This window comes from Caballeronia sp. GACF4, assembly GCF_023631025.1.
GTDB lineage: Bacteria > Pseudomonadota > Gammaproteobacteria > Burkholderiales > Burkholderiaceae > Caballeronia.
Genome location: NZ_JALQDW010000015.1, coordinates 1 through 19,475, shown reverse-complemented (window position 1 = coordinate 19,475; position 19,475 = coordinate 1). Strand labels below are relative to the sequence as shown.

Genomic DNA, 19,475 nt, shown 5'->3' with positions numbered 1-19,475 from the left:
CATGTGCAAGTGCCGTGCCGCGCACCTTATCTCGCACGGAGATAACCGTATGGCGTTTTCTTGGTTCGCGCGTGACGAGACGGCTTGTACATTTCATCGTCTTGGCGCGACGAATCCACGGCAAAAATCCCCGCATGACGATCAAAGGCTCAAGCAATCGCAGCATGGCCGCGCTCGCGCTGATCGCATCGATCGCGCTTCCCTTCGAATGCGCGCATGCTGAAGGCGAAGTGAAAGTCGCCGATCAATACGGCATCGGCTCGCTGCTGCTGAAGGTCGTGAAGGACCAGAAGCTCATCGAGAAGGAAGGCGAGCGCGCCGGAATCAAGATCGACGTGGAATGGCACACGCTCTCCGGCGGCGCGGCCGTGAACGAAGCGCTGCTTTCGCGTGCGGCGGATATCGCCACGCTCGGCATCGGACCGCTCATGACGATCTGGGACCGCACGCAAGGTCACCAGAATTTCCGTGCAATCGCGGCGCAAAGCTCGGTTCCGGTCGTGCTCGTTTCGAACGACCCCCGCATTCGCAGCATCAAGGATATCGGTGAGAAGGACCGCATCGCGGTAGTTTCCGTCGCGGTCTCGCAGCAGGGCAGGCTGTTGCAGATGGCATCGGCCAAGGCATACGGCGATGCGAACTACGCGCAACTCGACCGCTTCGAAGTGAACATGCCGCATGCCGATGCAACCACCGCGATGCTCTCGGGCAACTCGGTCATCAACCTGCATTTCTCGAACGCGCCGTATCAGTATCAGGAGCTCGACAATCCGAAGATCCACAAGGTCATCAGCTCGACCGACATTCTCGGCGGTCCATCGACGGGCAGCGTGGTCGTGACATCGGAGAAATGGCGCAAGGACAATCCGAAGACCTATGCAGCCGTACGCGCCGCACTTGTCGATGCCGCAAAGCTCATTACGAGCGACAAACAACAGGCCGCAGCCATCTATCTTCGTCAGGACGAGTCGAAACTCACGCCCACTTTCGTCGCACGCATTCTCGACGACAAAGACGTGAGCTTCACGACGACACCGCAAAACACGCTGCAATTAGGCGCTTTTCTTTATCGCGTAGGCGTGATTCATCATGAACCGAAGTCCTGGCGCGACTACTTTTTCGTGGACGATGCAAACGCGCAAGGCAGTTGACGCGAGCATCCGCGCCGGCATCAACATCAATCAGGAGACAGGCATATGAACGCAGCCGTCATCGAACACGCAGCGCGTGTCGAAGTGAAGCCGTTGTCCGCGCATATCGGTGCGGAGATCAGCGGTGTCGATCTTACGCGGCCCTTGTCGAAGGACGAGGTCAAGGCCATTCGCGACGCGCTTCTGAAGTGGCGCGTGGTGTTCTTTCGCGAGCAATTCCTGAGTCATGAACAGCATGTCGCGTTTTCCGCGCAGTTCGGCGAATTGACGGTGGGCCACCCTGTCTTCGGTCACGTGGACGGGCATCCCGAGATTTATTCGATCTCCAAGTTCCGCAAGGCCACGCGCTTCGAAGGGCAGTCGGTATTGCGTCCGTGGACCGGTTGGCATACGGACGTCACCGCTGCCGTGAATCCGCCGTATGCATCCATCTTGCGCGGAGTGACCATTCCGCCGTATGGCGGCGATACGCAATGGACCAACCTCGTGGCCGCGTACCAAAAGCTCTCGGCGCCGCTGCGCGCATTCGTCGATGGCCTGCGTGGCGTGCATCGCTTCGCGCCGCCGCAAGGCGCCGCCGGCACCGATGCTTTCGCGAAAGCGGTCGACCAGCACACGCTCGTGAGCGAGCATCCGCTCGTGCGTGTGCACCCTGAAACCGGCGAACGCGCGCTGTATGTAAGCCCGAGCTTTCTCAAGCACATCGCGGGTCTTGCGCCGCGCGAGAGTCAGGCGTTGCTCGAACTGCTGTGGGAACACGTGACGCGGCCGGAATTCACCGTGCGCTTCAAGTGGGAGCCGGGCAGCATCGCGTTCTGGGATAACCGCACGACCGCGCATCTCGCGCCGACCGATATCTTCGATCTAGATTTCGATCGACAGCTATATCGCACGACGCTTGTCGGCGATATTCCAGTGGGACCGGACGGTCAATCATCGGTGGCAATCGAAGGCTCGCCGGTGGGTGCCGCGGCCGCTGTCGCACTCAACTGATCGACGACGCCATGGCAAAACGAAGCGGACAACTGCGCCTGGGCGCGTTTCTTTATCCGACGGGACATCACATTGCCGCGTGGCGTCATCCGCATGCCGTCGCGGATGCCGGCGTCAACTTCAAGCATTACACAGCGCTCGCGCAGGCAGCGGAAGCGGCGAGCTTCGATCTCGTCTTTCTCGCCGATGGCTCCGGCACGCGCGGCGACGATGCCGCGTTCCTGAGCCGCACCGCGCACAGCTATGTCGCGCAGTTCGAGCCGCTTACGCTGTTGTCCGCGCTCGCGGCCGTGACCGAGCGCATCGGGTTGGTCGGTACGGCATCGACATCGTTCAACGAGCCTTATCACATCGCGCGCAAGTTCGCGTCGCTGGATCACATCAGCGGCGGCCGCGCGGGCTGGAACCTCGTCACTTCGTCGAGCGAGCATGAAGCGCGCAACTTCAATCTCGATCAGCATCTCGCGCATGCACACCGTTACGAACGCGCGGAGGAATTCGCCGAAGTGGTGACGGGCCTGTGGGATAGCTGGGACGACGACGCCTTCGTGCGCGACAAAACATCGGGCAGGTATTTCGATCCCGACAAGCGGCACGTGCTCGACCATCGCGGCGAGTTTTTCAAGGTGCATGGTCCGCTGAACGTTTCGCGTGCGCCGCAGGGTCATCCAGTCGTGGTGCAGGCGGGATCGTCTGAAGCGGGCAGGGCGCTTGCCGCGCGCACCGCCGAAGTGATCTTCACCGCGCAGCAGACGCTCGAAGATGCCGTTGCGTTCTATGCCGATGTAAAGGGACGCATGGCGCAATATGGACGTGATCCCGAATCGCTCAAGATCATGCCGGGCGTCATGCCCATAGTCGGACGCACGGAAGAAGAAGCACGCGAAAAGTTCGATGCACTGCAGGCATTGATCGATCCCGTGGTCGGCCTAGCGATGGTCTCGACGCTCACGGGCGGCTTCGATCTCTCGGGCTATCCGCTGGACGGACCCATTCCCGATTTGCCGGAAACGAATGCCAGCAAGAGCCGCCAGGGCTTGATGATCGATCTGGCGCGCCGCGAGAATCTGACCATACGTCAGCTCTATTTGCGCATTGCGGGCGCGCGCGGTCATTGGCAAATCGTCGGCACGCCGGTGCAGGTTGCGGATGCGCTGGAAGAGCGCTTTGTCAATTACGGGGCGGATGGTTTCAACGTCATGGCCGCGTTGCTGCCCGATTCGCTGAATGATTTCATTGAACTGGTGCTGCCTGAATTGCGCCGGCGCGGGCTCTTCCGACACGGCTATGAAGGGCGCACGTTGCGCGATCATCTTGGTCTCGAAAGACCGCGCTCTCGCTATGCGGTGACGCAAGAGGAAGCCAGCACGGATCTCGCCTGAACGTGAGCCAGCGGCGCGCAAAACGATATTGCGCGATCCTTGGATAGCATCTGGCAAACCGTTGGTTTGCGTGGGGCAAACACGAACGTAGTATCGGGTGTTCTCTTTCTCACTCGAAGAATGCCCATGAATGCCCCTCGCTTTTCCTCGGCGACACTCGAGCTCGATCCAGGTACGCCGCTCGAACAGCCCGCGCCACGCGCATCCGGCGCACAGACGCTGGTCGAACTGCCCACACGCGAACGCGCCCGTACCACGACACTGAACTGGAAGCTCATCCGCTCACGCAGTTTGCGCGTGGGCGTGCCCATTGCGATTGTCGTGCTGTGGCAACTCGTGTCGTCGCTGCAACTCATCGCGCCCGAAACGCTGCCGCCGCCGACCGTCATTCTTGCTGCATTGAAGGAACTCGTCGCGGATGGCGAATTGCAGAGCGCTATCGGCGTATCGCTTGCGCGTGCGGCGACCGGCCTTGCCATTGGCGGCGGTATCGGCCTGATTGCGGGCTTGTTCGCGGGACTGTGGCGCGTAGGCGAAGAAGTCGTCGATGCGCCCTTGCAGATGCTGCGCACGATTCCATTCATCGCGCTCATTCCGCTCTTCATCACGTGGTTCGGTATCGGCGAGGGCGCGAAGATCGCGGTCATTCTCGCGGCGACCATCTTCCCGATGTACCTCAACACCTACGCGGGCGTGCGCGGTGTCGATCCCAAGCTGCTCGAAGCGGCCACCGTGTTCGGGCTATCGAGCCGGCAAGTAGCGTTGCGCATCATTCTGCCGACCGCGCTGCCTTCCATACTCGTCGGCTTGCGCTATGCGTCCGCCGTGGCGCTGCTTGCGCTCGTCGTCGCGGAGCAGATCAACGCACAAAACGGCATTGGCTACATCCTCGTCAATGCGAACCAGAACCAGCGCGCGGACATCATCATCGCGGGCATTCTGGTTTATGCGGCGCTCGGCATTCTCACCGATCTCATCATGCGCGGTCTCGAACATGTCGCGCTTCCGTGGAGGCCGCGCTTTGAGCTCGCCTGATATCGATGCCTTGAAGAACGTACGCGATCATCGTGAAATCGCACTCGAATTGCAAGGCGTGAGCCGTCGCTTCGGCGGACGTGCAGTACTCAAGGACGTGTCGCTGAACATAAGGCGCGGCCAATTCGTATCGATGCTCGGCGCATCGGGCGCCGGCAAGACCACTTTACTGCGTATTCTCGCGGGCCTCGACAAGGCCGATGAAGGACGCGTGCGCGTGGCGAATGCGCGCTCCGTCGTGTTTCAGGAACCGCGTCTCGTGCCGGCGCGGCGCGTGTGGGAGAACGTCGTCATCGGCCATGACAGGTTGGGCGCCGCAAAAAACGACGCACTCGCCGCGCTCGACGAAGTGGGTCTTGCAAGTCACGCGGAAGGCTGGCCAAAGACGCTTTCGGGCGGCGAAGCGCAACGCGTTGCATTGGCCCGAGCGCTCGTGCGCGAACCGCGTCTCTTGCTTCTCGATGAACCCTTCGCCGCACTCGATGCATTGACCCGCATCCGCATGTACGACCTCGTCGCACGCTTGTGGCGCGCGCATACGCCGGCGGTCGTGCTGGTGACGCATGACATCGACGAAGCCATTCTCTTGTCGGACCGCATTGTCGTGTTGTCGCAAGGCGAGATAAGCGCGGACTTCACCGTGGACTTTCCGCGGCCGCGTTCGCGTGCGGACGGCAACGCCATAGCACTCAGAACACAACTGCTCGAAGCGCTCGGCGTGACGACAGAAGAACCACAACGAGCCGCGACAGCAAGCGCGGCCTGACATTCCTTTCCTTAACCGACCACTCACTTCATGCGCATCAAGAAAAGCTTAACCGCACTCTTCGTTACGGGCTTCCTTGCTTTATCGACTTCGGCGTTCGCGGAAGAGCCGCTCACCATTCAGATCGGCACGCAGGATGCCGCGTGGCCATTGATCGTCGAGGCATCGCACGTGCTGGATGGCGCGCCGTACAAGGTCAAGTGGGCCGTGCTCACGGGACCCGCCGCGCAACTGTCCGCGCTCTATTCGAAAGTGCTCGACGTGGGTCTGATGGGCGATACCTCGCTCATCATCGAACAGGGGAATGCGCGTCAGACATGGACGCCGGAGACCGCGCCCTTGCAGATCATCGCGGGATGGCGCAACCCGGATAACGCGTATCCGCCTATCGTCACCGTGGTTCGAAAGGAAGCCAACGTGAAGACGCTCGCGGACCTGCGCGGCAAGACCTGGGGCTACAACTTCGGCGGCTTCAATTATCTGCAATACGTGCTGTCGTATGTGAAGGCCGATCTCAAGCCGAAGGACTTCCAAGCGGTCAAGTTCGGCGATGGCAACGTGTCGGCTTCCGCTTTCAACGCGGGACAGGTGTCGGTTTATTCGGGCGGCTTTGGTCCGGTGAAGGAAGCGGTCGACAAGGGCGATGCACGCGTGATCGTCAAGAGCGACGAACTGGATATCCCCGCGCTCTCGGTGTTCGCGGCCCGCACCGATGTCTTGCGCGATCCCGCGAAGAGCAAGGCCATCGGTGACTTCCTGGGACGTCTCAAGAGCTCGTGGACGTGGTGGGCGCAGAACGTGCCGGCCGTCGAGAAGATCTATGCGGAGAAAATGAAGCAGTCGCCGGCACGAGCGAAGTTCTCGGCGGAAAATGGACGCTCCGTGTTTTATCCGCTCGACAAGACGCTCGTCGCGCGCGAGCAGAAGATTGCGGACACGCTCTACAAGTCCGGCGATATCAAGAACAACATCAAGGTGGATATCGAGTTCAATCCGGTATTCGATTCGCAAGCAGTCGCCGCGCGTTGATGCCTGAAGCGGGCGTGCGCAGAACACGCCCGCTTGTTCATTCCTTCACCGCCGTATAAGGATGCGCGTAGCTGAAGGGATCGCACAGCAAGTCGTTCAGCGCATACTGCCCCACCGCGTGATACTTCCATCGCACGCTGTCATGCAACGTATGCGTGCGCGCATTGCGCCAGTGGCGGTCGAGGTTATGCTCTTCGCGTGTCGATTGCGTGCCTGCAAGCTCGAAGAGTTTGTTCGATGCATCGAGCGCGAGGTGTGTCGTGAGAATCTTGGCTTCCGCCGTCGCGACGATGGCCGCGCTCACTTTGTCACGCGCTGAACCGGGCACACGCGCCGCTTCGATCAACACCGCTGCGCGCTCGGTCAACGCGCGCGCAGCGTGCAGGTCCACGGTCAGCTTGCCGATATCGCGCAACGTGAACGGATCGTCCGGGGCATGTGCGGCGCCACTTCCTCGTGCCGGATGCGCAAGCGTGCGCAAGAAGCGCTTCGTCTCATCGAGCGCGGCACGGCCGATACCCAAGTCGATCGCCGCATGAATCAGCTGCGAAACCGCGTTGCCCGTATCGATCTCGCCGCCTGGCTCGCGACGCACCACTTGCACCGCGTCCACTTCGACATTGTCGATATGCACCTGACCGCTTGCAGTCGTGCGTTGCCCGAAGCCCGACCAGTCGTCGATCACTTCGACGCCGCGCGCATGACGCGGCACGTAGACGAACACGGGCGAGCCATCGTCATCGCGCGCGGCGACGGGTATCCAGTGCGCGAAGAGCGCGCCTGTGGAATACACCTTTTTGCCCGATACGACGAGCCCGCGCGTCGTGCGCCGCACGCGTGTTTCATGCGAGCCCGGCAAGCGATCGCCGGGTTCGGCCGTCGCATTGCCGAGTCGCTCGCCTGCAAGCGCGCGTTCGAAGAAAAACGCCTGCTGCGAAGGCGTGCCGTCGTGCCGCAGGCGTTCCAGATTGGCGAAGTGATTCTGCGGAATCTGGCCGAGCGATGAATCGCCTGCCGAGATATGTTCGAAGACCTGCGCGATGGTCCATACGGAAACATCCGCGCCGCCGAATGCCTTGGGAACCGAGATGCCCCACAGTCCCGATGCGCTGAACGCTTCGAGTTCTTCACGCGGCAAGCGCCGCTCGCGATCTCGCTCCGACGCTTCCTGCGCGAACGCATGTTCGAGACGTTGTGCCGTTTCCAGCGCTTCTGCATCGGTACGAATGCGATGCGCTTCTTGCGCGCGAGTCGGTTGATCCAGAGTAGAAGACATGAAACTCCCTTAGAGGCTCGGACGATAAAAGATCAGGCGGCCTCGCGCCTCTTTGCATACTGGCTGTCGGGACGCGGCAAACCATAATGTTCGCGCAAGGTCGTGCCTTCGTAATCGGTGCGGAAAATGCCTTTGCGCTGCAAGAGCGGCACGACGTGATCGACGAACGCCGCAAGGCCGCTCGGAAACACATCCGCGTTGAGATTGAAGCCATCCGCGCCACGCGCGTCGAACCATTGTGCGATGTCGTTGGCAATCTGCTCGGGCGTACCGACAATGATTCGATGCGCGCCCGGATTGCGATCGAGCAGATCGCGTACTATCAGGTTTTCGGCCTTCGCAAGCGCAACGGTCGAGTCGATGAAGCCGCGCGGCAAGTCCGAGCGCACGACCTTTTCGATGCGCTCGTAAGGCAGCGGCTTGTCGATATGCAGATTGTCCGGCGAGAGCCCGAGCGCGCCTGCCAGGCGCGCGACTTCCCGGTCGGTGTCGAGCAGCGCATCGAGTTCGGCTTTATGCGCGCGCGCTTCCTGTTCGGTTCCGCCGACCACCGGATACAGGCCCGGCAACAGCAGAAAGTGATCGGGGTTGCGCCCATGCCGCGCCACGCGTTCCTTCATCTCCTTGTAGAACGCCTGCGCGCTCGGCAAGGTGGTTTGCGCGGTGAAGACCGCATCGGCGAAACGGGCGGCAAGCGCGCGTCCGCCTTCGGACGATCCCGCCTGCACGAGCACGGGCCTCCCTTGCGGACTGCGCGGCACATTGAGCGGGCCGCGCACCGAAAAGTACTGACCGCGATGCTCGATGGCATGCACGCGCGACGGGTCCGCATAACGTCCCGTGGCCTGATCGGCGACGAGCGCGTCGTCTTCCCAGCTATCCCAGAGCTTCGTCACCACATCCACGAATTCTTGCGCGCGTGCATAGCGCTCTTCCGTGGAAAGCGGCGTGTTGAAGCTGAAATTCGCGGCGGCGGCTGCGTCGTAGGTCGTCACGGCATTGAACGCGACGCGCCCGCCGCTCAGGTGATCGACCGATGCGAAGCGCCGCGCCAGATTGAACGGATCGTTGAACGTGGTCGATGCCGTGCCGATGAGACCGACATGCTCGGTCGCGCCCGCGAGCGCGGTGAGGAGCACCGTCGGTTCGAACGATTGCTGCGGACCTTCGGCGTGATTGCGCAGGGCGAGCGCATCCGAGAGAAACACGGCGTCGAGCTTGCCGCGCTCCGCTGTCGTTGCAATCTCCCTAAAGAACTTGAAGTCGATGATCGCACGCGGGTTGTCCAAGGTGCGCCATCCTGCGGGATGCCGCCCGACGCCCGTGATGTTGGTGTTCAGATGCAATTGGCGATGTTTGGTCATGACGTCGTCCGAGGTAAGGAGTTCGCTGCGGGCACGGGCAGTCGCAAGCCCGCATCGACGAGAAGCGGCAACACGGCCTCGCCGAAATACGCGAGGTCCGGTTCGAAGTCGAAGAAGGTGAGTTGCACGCCATCGCAACCGGCGCGCTTCAATGCAAGCAACTGATCGACGATCTGCTCGGGCGAGCCGATCAGATGCAGATTGCCGCCGAGAATGCGCTGCTCGCGCTTGTGATTCGCCCACGCCTTCGCGTCGCTGCGGCCGTGCTGGCCGACGAAGCCATCGAGCGCGCCTTCATCGGCGTGAGCGACGATGGCATCGCGATACTCGCGCGCCTCGCGTTCGGTCGGCCGGCACACGATGGTCGGATTGATGAGCGTGCGCACGTTGCGTTTCACCCGCGCGGCCTCTTCGCGAATGGTCGCGGTATGCGCAGGCAGGGCGCCGATGGCGTCGTTGAAATCCGCGCCTGCGGGGCTCGTGATGAAGATCAGGTCCGAGTGACGCACCGCGTACGCAATCCCCGCAGGCGACCCGGTCGCATTCACGAGCACCGGCCGATGAAAGCGCGGTCGCGGACTCACGAACGCGTCCTGCAACTGCCAGTGCGGCGAATCGATGTTCTGATTCGCATCGCTGCGCCACAACGAATCGAGCACGGCGACGAATTCGGCCGCGCGTTCATAGCGCGTGTCGTGCTCGATCATCGGCTGGCCGAACATCGCCCATTCGCTTTTGACGTGACCCGTCACCAGGTTGATGCCCCAGCGTCCGCCCGAGATATGGTCGAGCGTCGCGCCGAACTTGGCGAGATGCAGCGGATGCCACGGACCATAGAGCGCATGCACCGTCGAGATCAGCAAAATGCGCTCGGTGACGGCGGCAAGCGCGCTCGTCGCGATGAACGCATCGAGCGATTGCTCACGATACTTGAGCGCGCCGCCATGCCCGTCCTTGCCAAGCCATTGCGCGAGGCCGAAGACCAGATCGAAGCCGAGCGCTTCCGCTGTCTTCGTGAGCCGCGCGTTGTAGTCGAAGCGCCAGTCGGTCGAGCGCGGCAAGGTCGAGATGGACCAGCCGCCGTTCTGAATCGGCAAGAAGAGGCCGAGCATCAACGGTTGCTGAAACGCGCCGTGAAGCGCGCTGCCGGGAATGTCGGCGGGACTCGTCGAACCGTCGAAGACAGGGCGTATCGTCGGTGAAGTCATGATGCCAGGCGTTCGCGGCTGCGCTTGTCCGTGGCCGTCTTGAAGTCCAGCACATCGATCGATGCAATCGCGTCGCGCTCCACCTGTTCGACCAGTTGCAGCTCCCACGCGAGGTACGCATTCATTTGCTCCGCCACGCGTTCCTTCTCGACGTGATACGGGCTATACCACGCGTCGTCGTCGCCAGTCAGGTTGTGCGCGTCGCCGGTTTCAAGCGGCAAGCCAATCGCGCTCCAGCGCGCCGTGCCGCCCACGAGCGCGGCGATCTCCGGCCAGCGCGGCGCGAGTTCGGCGGCGACGAGTCCGGCGAGCAAGCCATCTTCCGAAGTCAGCACGACGGGCGCATCGCGCTTGAAAACGCCCGAGCGCAGGTGGTCTTCCACTGCGCTTGCCGCCACGAAACGCGCGCCCGGCACATGGCCTTTGCGATACGCAATGCTCGCGTCGATATCGATCACTTGCGCGCGGCCGGCATCGAGCGCGCGTTGCAGATGATCCGGCTCGATCCAGCGCGTGCGCGCGCCATGCGGACGCACGCGCAACGGCTCGGGACCGGCTTCGAGCGCGTCGTGGGTGAGGGCGGCGCTGGCGGCATCGTCGAGCACGCGGACATCGAGATAGCCGAGTTGCTTGAGCCACGACGCGGTCATGCGGGCGCGCACGCCATCGTCGTCGCGCAGTACCACGCGTGCATGCAGCGTGGCGATGTACTCGTCGGTCGCCTGCACCAGTTGACCGCCCGGCGCCGAACGCCAGCCTGCCGGATGCCCCGCCGCGTATTCGAGCGGATCGCGCACATCGAAGCGATACAGCGTGCGCTCGCCGCTTTCGCGTTCGAGCGCCGCGAGCGTTTCGCCGTTGATCACGGGCACGTTCGCCTTGCGCGCGGCGGCCGCCGCAAGTTCGCGCGCGGTCGCGAGGCTCGCGCCTTCGGGACGCGGTGCGGTGCGAATCTCGCCGTGTTCGAGTTCGAGGCCCGAGAGCAGCCAAGCCATCGAGCCGCCCGTGAGTGCGGCGACCGGATTCGGCACGCCCGCATTGATGAGCGATTGCGCGCCGAGAATACTGCGCGTGCGCCCGGCGCAATTGACGACGATCAGCGTATCCGGCGAAGGCGCCGCCGCAAGCGCGCGATACACCAACTCCGCGCCCGCGCAGTCGATGCCGCCGGGAATATTGAAGTTGTTGAATTCGCCGAAGGGGCGCGAGTCGAGCACGACCAGATCGTCGCCCGCATCCTGACGCGCCTTAAGCGTTTCGGCGTCGATGTTGGGCGTATGCAGCCGATGCTCGATCAGTTCGCCGAACGCCTTGCCCGGCACGTTGGTGCCGCTGAAAATTTCGAAGCCGGCGCGCGCCCAGCCTTCCACGCCGCCATCCAGAATCGACACGTCCGTGTAGCCCCAGCGCGCCAGCAATGCGGTGGCGCGTTGCGCATAGCCGTCCTCGGCGCCTTCGGCATCGACGAGAACGACGGGCGTGCCGCGCCGTGGAGTGAGCCGATCGATCACGAGACCCAGGCGTCCGACCGGCGCGACCGACGAATAGAACAGGCGTTTTTTCGACGACACGCCTTCTTCGCGCACGTCGAGCACCGCGAGTTCATTGTGTTGAGCGATCAGGGTGCGCAATTGCGCGGGCGAAACGAAACGTGACATGAAGAAGGTCCTTGGATGGGTTTCGGTTGACGTGGCGAATCGGGCGCTATGCGTTACGCGTTACGAGTTACGCGTAGGGCGGCCCGCCGCCATCGACATAGAGACGCGAACCGGTGACGAAACGGGCATCGTCCGAAAGCAGATATGCGACCGCGGCCGCGACGTCTTCCGGCGTGCCGGGACCTTCGAGCGCGGTCAGGCGCGTGGGCTCGTTCTGACTTTGCGCGCCGGCGAGCGCATCGAAGCGCGGCGAGCGGATCGGACCGGGCGCGACGGCATTCGCGCGCACGCCTTGCGGACCGTAGCGGCGGCCGAGACCTTGCACGAGCAGATCGATAGCCGCGTTTACGCTCGAACCGGGGAAATGATTCGGCGGCGGCGCAATGCCGCCGCGTCCCGAGATCGCCACGATCGCGCCGCGCCCTTGCTTGATGAAGAGCGGCAAGGCGGCGCGAATCGGGCGCACCGAGCCGAGCAGCTTGGCATCGATCACGCTTTGCCAGTCGTCGTCGGTGAGTTCGAGGAAGTCGCCGAAAGTGGAGACGTTGGTGCTGGTGACGAGGCCATCGAGGCGCCCAAAGCGCTCTTCGATCTGCGCAAACGCCGCCTTCACGCTTTTGTCATCGGTCACGTCGACCTTGAGCGGGACCACGTTCGGCGACGCTGCGAACAATCGCTCATCGACGCTGCGTGACGATGCGACGATCGTCGCGCCCGCATCGGCGAGCGTGCGCGCGGTGGCCGCGCCCAGCGCGCCGGAAGCGCCCGTCACCCAGACAACCTGGTCCTTGAATGTGCTGCTCATGGCTTACTCCGATGAATGGTTGGAAAGTACGCGGCGCGCGCGCCCACACAGCCGGTTGTCGAGGCGACCGGCCGAAGATTCGCGGAAAACGTCAGGGAACGAGGCGGGCAGGCGCCGGGGCAACGCGTTCATGCGCGCCGCCCCGGTGTGTTGGTGGCGATGGCGGAAAGGAGCATGGACGAAGTGTTTCGGAAGCGGAGTCGCCCATCTTCGCCTTGCTTGCGGTCATCGCAAACCGATCATTTCAACGATGCTTCTTACCTGATTTCGTATTTGGTTAGATGGTCAGGTTCAAAGCGAAATGCCTTCGTGTTCGAGCGCGAGCTTGACAGCGGGCCGCTCGCGCATGCGCTCGTAGAACGCTTTGAGCTTTGCCGGCACTTCGATGCTCATCTTGTTGGCCCATGTCAGCATCGTGAAAAGGTAAGCATCCGCGACGCTTGCGGATTCCCCGAAGAGATAGTCGCCCTTCATCATCTTGTCGATGAGCGTAAAACGCTGGCCGATCTTCTCGCGCGCCGCCGACGCTTCCGCATCCGATGTCGGGCGGAACACGCGGCCGAACTGCTTGTGGATTTCGGTCGAGATGAAGGCGAGCGTTTCGAGCAGACGCGTGCCGCCTTCATCGTCGGATGGTGCGAGCGCGGGCTTCTGACGCGCGACCCACGAGAGAATCGCGATGTTTTCGGTCAGACGGCGGCCATCGTCCAATTCGACTACCGGCACGTAGCTTTTCGGGTTGATCTCGTCGAATGGACGGCCGTCTTCAGTCAGCTTGGTCTTCAGATCGACCTTCACGCGTTCGAAATCGAGCCCTGCCTCGTGCATGGCAATGTGATCCGCGAGACTGCATGCGCCGGGTGCGTAATAAAGTTTCATCGTGTGCCCCTCCTTGGTTTCGTTGATTTGGCGTCTTGAAGGCGAGCAAGGGTTATGCCGCGCGCAAACGTCGCGCCGTGGCTCAAGTTTCACGATTTGGCTGCCGATATACCGGTGTCCTTCTCCCTCGCGCGCGCAGACCGCGTCGCCCGGTCATGTTCCCCACACCCGACACCGAAACCCTACGTCTTTGCAGCGTGCTTTCGAGCAGCGCGTTCGGACTCGTCTTTGCGCTCGTGCGCTTCGAACCGCGCGCGGAACGCTACTTCGCGCACTGGTCGGCGAGCGCGTTTCTCTATGCGGCGGTTCTGGTCGGCTTCGAGTTTTGGGAAGACCGTTTATTCCTAGATGGCCTGCTGCTGGGCGGCCTGGCGGCGAGCAATATGCTGCTGATCACGGGCATGCGCGCGTTCGACGGCAAGCCGCCTTTTCGCTGGTGGATGCTCGCGCCCATCGCGGGCTCCGTGCTGGTCCACGTGCTTCCCACGTTGACGTTCGGCGCGCGGCCGGCCGTGTTCGCCTGGACGCGCGCGGGCGATACCATCGGCATCGCGATATCGGCGCTGATCGCGGGCGCCATGCTCGTGTTGGACGCGCGCCGCCTGAAGAGCCGGGGCGGGCGCATCGCCGGTCTTGCGATGCTCGGTTATCTGCCGGGTTACGCGATCACGCTCGCGGCATTGGCGTGGGGCGACTCGCGCGTGAATTTTCTCGCGGTCATTCCAATGCTTTCGGATCAACTGCTTCTGGCCGTGCTCAATCTTGGCCTGCTCGCGATTCCGGCGGAACGCGCGCAGCAGCGTCTGCGCGACGCCGCGTTGCGCGATCCGCTGACGAGCGTATGGAATCGCGCGGGCTTTGAGCAACACGCGCGGCCATTGATCGCACCGGGCGCGACCATCCTCGCCATCGACCTCGATCACTTCAAGCAGATCAACGACCGTCACGGCCATCTCGCGGGCGATAACGTGCTGATGGAACTGGCGCGGCTGGCGGGCGCGGAAGTCGGCTCGCTCGGCGGCGAGTTCGGGCGGCTGGGCGGCGACGAGTTCATCGCTATCCTGCCGGAATGGCGCGCGCCTTATGCACAGGCGTGCGCCAACCAGATTCATCGCGCGTGCCGCTCGTTCACGGAAGGCATGCCGGAATGGACGATGAGCATCGGCGTCGCGCAGGTGAGCGAAGGCGAGCAAGGCTTTCAGGATGCGCTGCAACGCGCGGACAAGGCGCTGTATCGCGCGAAGGTCGCCGGACGCGACAAGCTGACCGCTATCGGCGACGCGTGCTGGTAGCGCGCTCAGTCGTCCGCCAGAAAGGTCGGATGACGCGTGCGAATCTGATCGATCTGATGCAGCGTGCCGGACAGATGCTTGCGCAACGCGGCGTCGGCGGCTTCGGCATCGCCATTCGCGATGGCATCGACGATTTCGGTGTGATCGCGCACCACGGCAAGCGTCTTGCCCTCGACGGGCAAATGCAGCCGCCGCAACCGGTCAATATGGCCGCTCAACCGGCGCACCAGATCCCACAACTGCGGCACGCCGGCGGCTTCGTACATCTGCCGGTGAAACGCCTGGTCTTGTAGCGAGAACTGCTCGTAGTTCTTGAGGTCGCGCAGCTCCATCTGCTTCTCGATGGTCGTGCGCAGCCGCTCCACCAACTCGGCATTGCGCGCGTTCGCCAGCGTGCGCACCACTTCCAGCTCGATCGAGCGGCGCAGGAAATGCGCTTGCAGCGCCGAAGTCACGCTGATGCGGCTAACCACGGTGGCGTGCTGCGGGAAGATATCGACGAGACCTTCCTCGCCCAGCTTCATCAACGCGTCACGCACGGGCGTTTGGGAAAGGCCATAACGCGCGGCGAGATCGGCGCGCGACAGCACCGTGCCCGGCGCGAGTTCGAGCGAAAGAATACGCGCGCGCAACTGCTCGAACACTTGCGGCGCGGCGTGGCGCGACCGGTCGAGGCCTTGTCGGGTTGCCGCAGCCGGGGCGTCGATGAGTTTCATGGCGGACTGTTTGATTGCGATATTCGCGATTTTAAGGCCTGCAAGAGCGATTTCCGGCCGCATGGCGCGGCAGCGACGATGGGTACTTTCCCCACTGACGCACTAATATATTAGTGTTTATGATGCGGACATCGATTTCATTCCCCGGATGATTCCCATGAGCCGCAGCGTCACCATCACGCAAGTCCGCATCACGCCGATCGCCTTTCGGGACGGCCCGCTCCTGAACGCGGCCGGTATTCACGAGCCCTGGGCGTTGCGCGCCATCGTCGAACTGGAAACGAGCGACGGGCGCGTCGGTATCTCCGAAACTTATGGCGATGAGCCGATGCTGCGCGTGCTGGAACAAGCGAAGGAACTGGCCATCGGCCTCTCGCCGTTTGAGTTGAACCGCATGGAGGAGCGCGTGCGTGCGAGCATCAAGCCAAGCCCGGGCGCGGTGGAATTCGAACTCGCACCCGGCTCGCACACGGCCAAGAACGCGTCGAAAGTGATCAGCACGCTGGAAGTCGCGATGCTCGATCTGCAAGGGCAAATGGTCGGCGCGCCTGTCGTCGATCTGCTCGGCGGCAAGGTGCGCGACGCGGTGCCGTACAGCGCCTATCTCTTCTTCAAGTATGCGGAACACATCGACAAGCCGTATGCGCCGGATGCCTGGGGCGAAGGCATCAGCCCGCAACAGATCGTGGCGCAGGCGCGCCGCATGATCGATCTGTACGGCTTTCAGAGTATCAAGCTCAAGGGCGGCGTATTCGAGCCGAAGCATGAAATTGCCTGCATGCGCGCGCTGTCCGAGGCTTTTCCCGGCACGCCGCTGCGGCTCGATCCGAACGCCAACTGGACGCTCGAAACGAGCATCGAGGCCGCGCCCGAACTCGACGAATTGCTCGAATACTACGAAGACCCGTGTCCGGGTCTCGCAGGCATGGCGGAACTCGCCAAGCACACGCGGTTGCCGCTTGCGACCAACATGGTCATCACGACTTTCGACGACTTCCGGCGCGGCTGCGAAATGGGCTCGGTGAAGGTGCTGCTGTCGGATCATCACTACTGGGGCGGCCTGCGCGCGACGCAGACGCTTGCACGCATGTGCGCCCTGTGGGAGCTTGGCATGTCGATGCACTCGAACTCGCACCTGGGCATCAGCCTGATGGCGATGACGCATGTCGCCGCGAGTATCCCCAATCTCACTTACGCATGCGACACGCATTATCCGTGGCAGGAAGAGGAAGTCATCAAGGGCGGCCGGGTGAAGTTCGATAACGGCGCGGTGCGCGTGCCGACGACGCCGGGCCTCGGTGTCGAACTGGATCGCGACAGGCTCGCGGAACTGCATGAGCAATATCTCTCGTGCGGCGTGCGCAATCGTGACGACCTCAAGCAGATGCGCAAATATCAGCCGGAATTCACCGGCAAGAATCCGCGCTTCTGAGCGGCACGCACGATCAACGAGGAGACAAGCCCATGAGCAGTTCGACGCCAGATCGCGCGGATGAACCGACGAATCCACTGACCAGCGCCGTCAGCAAGATCAAGTGGCATATCCTGCCGCTCTTCGTCGTGATGTTCATCGTCAATTACATCGACCGCGTGAACATCGGTTTCGTGCGTCAGCATCTGAGCGCTGATCTTGGGATCGGCGCTGCGGCTTATGGACTAGGCGCGGGCTTGTTCTTCGTGAGCTATGCCGTGTTCGAAGTGCCGTCGAACATGCTGTTGCAGCGCTTCGGCGCGAAGGCGTGGCTCACGCGCATAATGATTACTTGGGGACTGGCGGCGGTCGGCATGGCTTTCGTGCGCGGCGAGACTTCGTTCTACATCATGCGCCTGGTCCTCGGCGCGGCTGAAGCGGGCTTCTTTCCCGGCGTGGTGTTCTACTTCACGCGCTGGCTGCCGAGCAATCAGCGTGGCCGTGCCATGGCGATTTTCTTGAGCGGCTCCGCGTTGGCTTCGGTGCTATCCGGGCCGATCTCCGGCGCGCTCATGCTGATAGACGGCATGGGTCTGCATGGCTGGCAGTGGATGTTCCTGATCGAAGGTTCCGCTTCCGTGGTGCTCGCGGCCTTCGTGTGGTTCTGGCTCGATTCGAAGCCGCGCGATGCGAAGTGGCTCACGCGTGCGGAGCAGGACGCGATCATCGACGAGATCGAGAGCGAACAAGTGGAACGTGACGCGTCGCATACCGTCAAGCCATCCACGTGGAGCCTGTTGCGCGATCCGCAGATTCTCATCTTCTGCCTGATCTACTTCTCCGTGTCGCTGACGATCTACGGCGCGACGTTCTGGCTGCCGAGCATCATCCGCAAGATGGGGCACTTCAACGACTTCCAGGTCGGGCTCTTCAATTCGATTCCGTGGATCATCTCCATTGCAGCGATGTACGTCTTCGCCATGCTCGCGGCGCGCTTCAAGTTTCAGCAGGCGTGGGTGGCGGTGGTGTTGATCATCGCCGCGCTCGGCATGTATGCGGCGGGGCAGGGCAGCGCGGTGTTTTCGTTCGTGGCGATCTGTTTTGCGGCGATGGGTTTCAAGGCCGCGTCGTCGCTGTTTTGGCCGATTCCGCAAGGCTATCTCGACGCGCGCATCGCGGCGCCGGTCATCGCGCTCATCAATTCGCTCGGCAATCTCGGCGGCTTCGTGGCGCCCGCGACCTTCGGCTTTCTCGAACAGAAGACGGGATCGATCGAAGGCGGCCTCACGGGGCTCGCCGCGATGTCGGTCGTGGCCGCGGCGCTCGTCTTCTTCGCGGCCATGAAGCCGCGCGATGGACGCGGCGTGATGATTGCAAAGGCGGGGCGTTCGCACTGATTGTGGCGTCCGGCGTCAGGCGATACGCGCCGCACGGCGTTTCGATTCATCGCGCGTCCCGGCAATGTCGAAATGCTTGGCCAGCGCATCGACTACGTTCGGCCATCGCCTGGCGCATTTCTTCCGTACCCGAACCGATATGCCGATTTCGCAGGCATGTTCGTGTGCGCCGCCGAACTCGTCGGCCGGCTCGCGAGCAGCTTTGTCGAGCTTGCTTTCGCTGCTCGTCCGATGCGTATGCGTCTTGCGCGCGCTTGGCATGCCTCGCGTCACGCCGAGCCTTATCCGCAGGGCGATTCCCGCGCGGATCTTTTATGCGCTTTCGAGGCATCCGATGTGGCGCGTGCCTTGATCGATTGAGCCGAGCGTCTGACAGGTAGGAAGCCCGCATCGACGTCGCGCTGGCTGCGCTCGTTGAGCATTGAGAGTTACCGGAGGGTGCGGCGTTCGCGTTGTTCTCCATCGCGCGAAGCGTGGGATGGATGGCGCATTCGATGGAGCAGATCGAGGAGGGAAGTTTGTTGCGGCCGCGGGCGCATTGCATCGGGCCCGCGGTTGTCGATTGACGTTTGAATCTGTTTGATGCTGCAAAGGCAGCATCGGGTGCTTCTAGCGCTTTGTGTTGGCTTTGCTTTTGACTCGCGTCGACCGGATTGCGGTCCGATCGACGCGTTTGGGAAGGGTGAGTTAGCGGCCGCCTGCTCCACCACCGCCACCACCGCCACCGCCACCGCCACCGCCGCCGCCGCCACCACCACCGTGACCACCGCCGCCGTTGCCGTGGCCACCGCTGCTGCCCGCGCCGCCGCCATTGCCGTGACCGCCGCTGCTGCCATTGCCGTGGCCGCCGGTGCTACCTGCGCCGCCGCCATTGCCATGACCGCCGTCGCCGTGGCCGCCAGCGCTGCTGCCGTTGCCACCGCCATTGCCATGACCGCCGTCGCCGTGGCCACCACCATCGCCGCCGCCATTGCCATGACCGCCGGTGCTGCCGTTGCCGCCGCCGTTGCCATGACCGCCGTCGCCATGGCCACCGCCATCGCCGCCGCCATTGCCATGACCGCCGGTGCTGCCGTTGCCGCCGCCGTTGCCATGACCGCCGTCGCCGTGGCC

The 19,475-nt window shown here is 63.0% G+C and carries 18 protein-coding genes and 1 pseudogene; 11 read left to right on the top strand and 8 right to left on the bottom strand.

Going from position 1 to position 19,475, the window contains the following annotated elements; translation table 11 throughout:
* The first annotated feature begins 134 nt into the window (after positions 1 to 134).
* The 6 genes from NCR40_RS14055 (at position 135) to NCR40_RS14030 (ending at position 6,356) form a co-directional block, all read left to right on the top strand.
* Positions 135 to 1,151, top strand: coding sequence for an ABC transporter substrate-binding protein (locus NCR40_RS14055; RefSeq protein ID WP_250509744.1), 1,017 nt, complete (start codon positions 135 to 137; stop codon positions 1,149 to 1,151).
* 45 nt (positions 1,152 to 1,196) lie between these two features.
* The gene (locus NCR40_RS14050) at positions 1,197 to 2,144 is read left to right on the top strand and encodes a TauD/TfdA dioxygenase family protein (RefSeq protein WP_250466345.1); all 948 of its coding nucleotides are present in this window, start codon (positions 1,197 to 1,199) and stop codon (positions 2,142 to 2,144) included.
* Positions 2,145 to 2,155: 11 nt separating this feature from the next.
* Positions 2,156 to 3,526, top strand: a complete 1,371-nt coding sequence (locus tag NCR40_RS14045; RefSeq protein WP_250509743.1) for an LLM class flavin-dependent oxidoreductase — start codon at positions 2,156 to 2,158, stop codon at positions 3,524 to 3,526.
* Positions 3,527 to 3,652: 126 nt separating this feature from the next.
* Positions 3,653 to 4,561 carry an ABC transporter permease gene (locus NCR40_RS14040; RefSeq protein ID WP_250466342.1) on the top strand — a complete coding sequence of 303 codons (909 nt, stop codon included), beginning with the start codon at positions 3,653 to 3,655 and terminating at the stop codon, positions 4,559 to 4,561.
* On the top strand, positions 4,548 to 5,327 hold the full coding sequence (locus NCR40_RS14035) for an ABC transporter ATP-binding protein (RefSeq protein ID WP_250509742.1): 780 nt from the start codon (positions 4,548 to 4,550) through the stop codon (positions 5,325 to 5,327). The genes NCR40_RS14040 and NCR40_RS14035 overlap by 14 nt, the downstream gene beginning before the upstream one ends.
* A gap of 30 nt (positions 5,328 to 5,357) precedes the next feature.
* Positions 5,358 to 6,356, top strand: coding sequence for an ABC transporter substrate-binding protein (locus tag NCR40_RS14030; protein WP_250509741.1), 999 nt, complete (start codon positions 5,358 to 5,360; stop codon positions 6,354 to 6,356).
* A gap of 37 nt (positions 6,357 to 6,393) precedes the next feature.
* On the opposite strand, the gene NCR40_RS14025 is transcribed toward NCR40_RS14030, so the two are convergent.
* The 6 genes from NCR40_RS14025 to NCR40_RS14000 form a co-directional block, all read right to left on the bottom strand.
* Positions 6,394 to 7,632, bottom strand: coding sequence for an SfnB family sulfur acquisition oxidoreductase (locus NCR40_RS14025; RefSeq protein WP_250509740.1), 1,239 nt, complete (start codon positions 7,630 to 7,632; stop codon positions 6,394 to 6,396).
* A 32-nt stretch (positions 7,633 to 7,664) separates the two neighbouring features.
* On the bottom strand, positions 7,665 to 8,996 hold the full coding sequence (locus NCR40_RS14020) for an LLM class flavin-dependent oxidoreductase (RefSeq protein WP_250509739.1): 1,332 nt from the start codon (positions 8,994 to 8,996) through the stop codon (positions 7,665 to 7,667).
* The gene (locus tag NCR40_RS14015; RefSeq protein WP_250466332.1) at positions 8,993 to 10,204 is read right to left on the bottom strand and encodes an LLM class flavin-dependent oxidoreductase; all 1,212 of its coding nucleotides are present in this window, start codon (positions 10,202 to 10,204) and stop codon (positions 8,993 to 8,995) included. Before NCR40_RS14015 ends, NCR40_RS14020 begins: the two co-directional genes overlap by 4 nt.
* Positions 10,201 to 11,862: a rhodanese-like domain-containing protein gene (locus NCR40_RS14010; RefSeq protein ID WP_250509738.1), complete on the bottom strand. Its 1,662-nt coding sequence runs from the start codon at positions 11,860 to 11,862 to the stop codon at positions 10,201 to 10,203. The genes NCR40_RS14015 and NCR40_RS14010 overlap by 4 nt, the downstream gene beginning before the upstream one ends.
* Before the next feature lie 67 nt (positions 11,863 to 11,929).
* A complete protein-coding gene (locus tag NCR40_RS14005; RefSeq protein ID WP_250509737.1) occupies positions 11,930 to 12,667 on the bottom strand; it encodes an SDR family NAD(P)-dependent oxidoreductase in 738 nt (245 codons plus the stop codon).
* Between the two features lie 291 nt (positions 12,668 to 12,958).
* Positions 12,959 to 13,546, bottom strand: coding sequence for a glutathione binding-like protein (locus NCR40_RS14000; RefSeq protein WP_244828970.1), 588 nt, complete (start codon positions 13,544 to 13,546; stop codon positions 12,959 to 12,961).
* A gap of 155 nt (positions 13,547 to 13,701) precedes the next feature.
* Between NCR40_RS14000 and NCR40_RS13995 the strand changes: the two genes are divergently transcribed.
* Positions 13,702 to 14,838, top strand: a complete 1,137-nt coding sequence (locus NCR40_RS13995; RefSeq protein WP_250509736.1) for a GGDEF domain-containing protein — start codon at positions 13,702 to 13,704, stop codon at positions 14,836 to 14,838.
* A gap of 5 nt (positions 14,839 to 14,843) precedes the next feature.
* Here the strand turns inward: NCR40_RS13995 and NCR40_RS13990 are convergent, their stop codons facing one another.
* Entirely contained in the window at positions 14,844 to 15,554 is a 711-nt protein-coding gene (locus NCR40_RS13990) for a GntR family transcriptional regulator (protein ID WP_250466325.1), read from the bottom strand.
* Positions 15,555 to 15,711: 157 nt separating this feature from the next.
* Here NCR40_RS13990 and NCR40_RS13985 point away from each other — a divergent pair, with 157 nt between their 5' ends.
* The 4 genes and pseudogenes from NCR40_RS13985 to NCR40_RS31300 all read left to right on the top strand — a co-directional run.
* Positions 15,712 to 16,986 carry a glucarate dehydratase family protein gene (locus NCR40_RS13985; protein WP_244828967.1) on the top strand — a complete coding sequence of 425 codons (1,275 nt, stop codon included), beginning with the start codon at positions 15,712 to 15,714 and terminating at the stop codon, positions 16,984 to 16,986.
* 32 nt (positions 16,987 to 17,018) lie between these two features.
* Positions 17,019 to 18,362, top strand: coding sequence for an MFS transporter (locus NCR40_RS13980; RefSeq protein WP_250509735.1), 1,344 nt, complete (start codon positions 17,019 to 17,021; stop codon positions 18,360 to 18,362).
* Entirely contained in the window at positions 18,363 to 18,722 is a 360-nt protein-coding gene (locus tag NCR40_RS13975; RefSeq protein ID WP_250509734.1) for a hypothetical protein, read from the top strand. It abuts the gene before it with no gap.
* Positions 18,723 to 18,802: 80 nt separating this feature from the next.
* Positions 18,803 to 18,928: pseudogene (locus NCR40_RS31300) on the top strand (citrate/2-methylcitrate synthase); the annotation flags it as partial.
* A gap of 121 nt (positions 18,929 to 19,049) precedes the next feature.
* On the opposite strand, the gene NCR40_RS31295 reads toward NCR40_RS31300, so the two are convergent.
* Positions 19,050 to 19,475, bottom strand: a 426-nt coding sequence (locus tag NCR40_RS31295; RefSeq protein WP_284507777.1) for a hypothetical protein, incomplete at its 5' end; no start/stop codon positions are given.

Excerpts from the sequence above, each read along its gene's own strand:
- NCR40_RS14045 (WP_250509743.1), top strand. The coding sequence starts at position 2,156 with ATGGCAAAACGAAGCGGACAACTGCGCCTGGGCGCGTTTCTTTATCCG.
- NCR40_RS14040 (WP_250466342.1), top strand. The coding sequence starts at position 3,653 with ATGAATGCCCCTCGCTTTTCCTCGGCGACACTCGAGCTCGATCCAGGT.
- NCR40_RS14015 (WP_250466332.1), bottom strand. The coding sequence starts at position 10,204 with ATGACTTCACCGACGATACGCCCTGTCTTCGACGGTTCGACGAGTCCC.
- NCR40_RS14050 (WP_250466345.1), top strand. The coding sequence starts at position 1,197 with ATGAACGCAGCCGTCATCGAACACGCAGCGCGTGTCGAAGTGAAGCCG.
- NCR40_RS13995 (WP_250509736.1), top strand. The coding sequence starts at position 13,702 with ATGTTCCCCACACCCGACACCGAAACCCTACGTCTTTGCAGCGTGCTT.
- NCR40_RS13980 (WP_250509735.1), top strand. The coding sequence starts at position 17,019 with ATGAGCAGTTCGACGCCAGATCGCGCGGATGAACCGACGAATCCACTG.
- NCR40_RS14010 (WP_250509738.1), bottom strand. The coding sequence starts at position 11,862 with ATGTCACGTTTCGTTTCGCCCGCGCAATTGCGCACCCTGATCGCTCAA.
- NCR40_RS14030 (WP_250509741.1), top strand. The coding sequence starts at position 5,358 with ATGCGCATCAAGAAAAGCTTAACCGCACTCTTCGTTACGGGCTTCCTT.
- NCR40_RS14005 (WP_250509737.1), bottom strand. The coding sequence starts at position 12,667 with ATGAGCAGCACATTCAAGGACCAGGTTGTCTGGGTGACGGGCGCTTCC.
- NCR40_RS13990 (WP_250466325.1), bottom strand. The coding sequence starts at position 15,554 with ATGAAACTCATCGACGCCCCGGCTGCGGCAACCCGACAAGGCCTCGAC.
- NCR40_RS14020 (WP_250509739.1), bottom strand. The coding sequence starts at position 8,996 with ATGACCAAACATCGCCAATTGCATCTGAACACCAACATCACGGGCGTC.
- NCR40_RS14055 (WP_250509744.1), top strand. The coding sequence starts at position 135 with ATGACGATCAAAGGCTCAAGCAATCGCAGCATGGCCGCGCTCGCGCTG.
- NCR40_RS14000 (WP_244828970.1), bottom strand. The coding sequence starts at position 13,546 with ATGAAACTTTATTACGCACCCGGCGCATGCAGTCTCGCGGATCACATT.
- NCR40_RS14025 (WP_250509740.1), bottom strand. The coding sequence starts at position 7,632 with ATGTCTTCTACTCTGGATCAACCGACTCGCGCGCAAGAAGCGCATCGC.
- NCR40_RS13985 (WP_244828967.1), top strand. The coding sequence starts at position 15,712 with ATGAGCCGCAGCGTCACCATCACGCAAGTCCGCATCACGCCGATCGCC.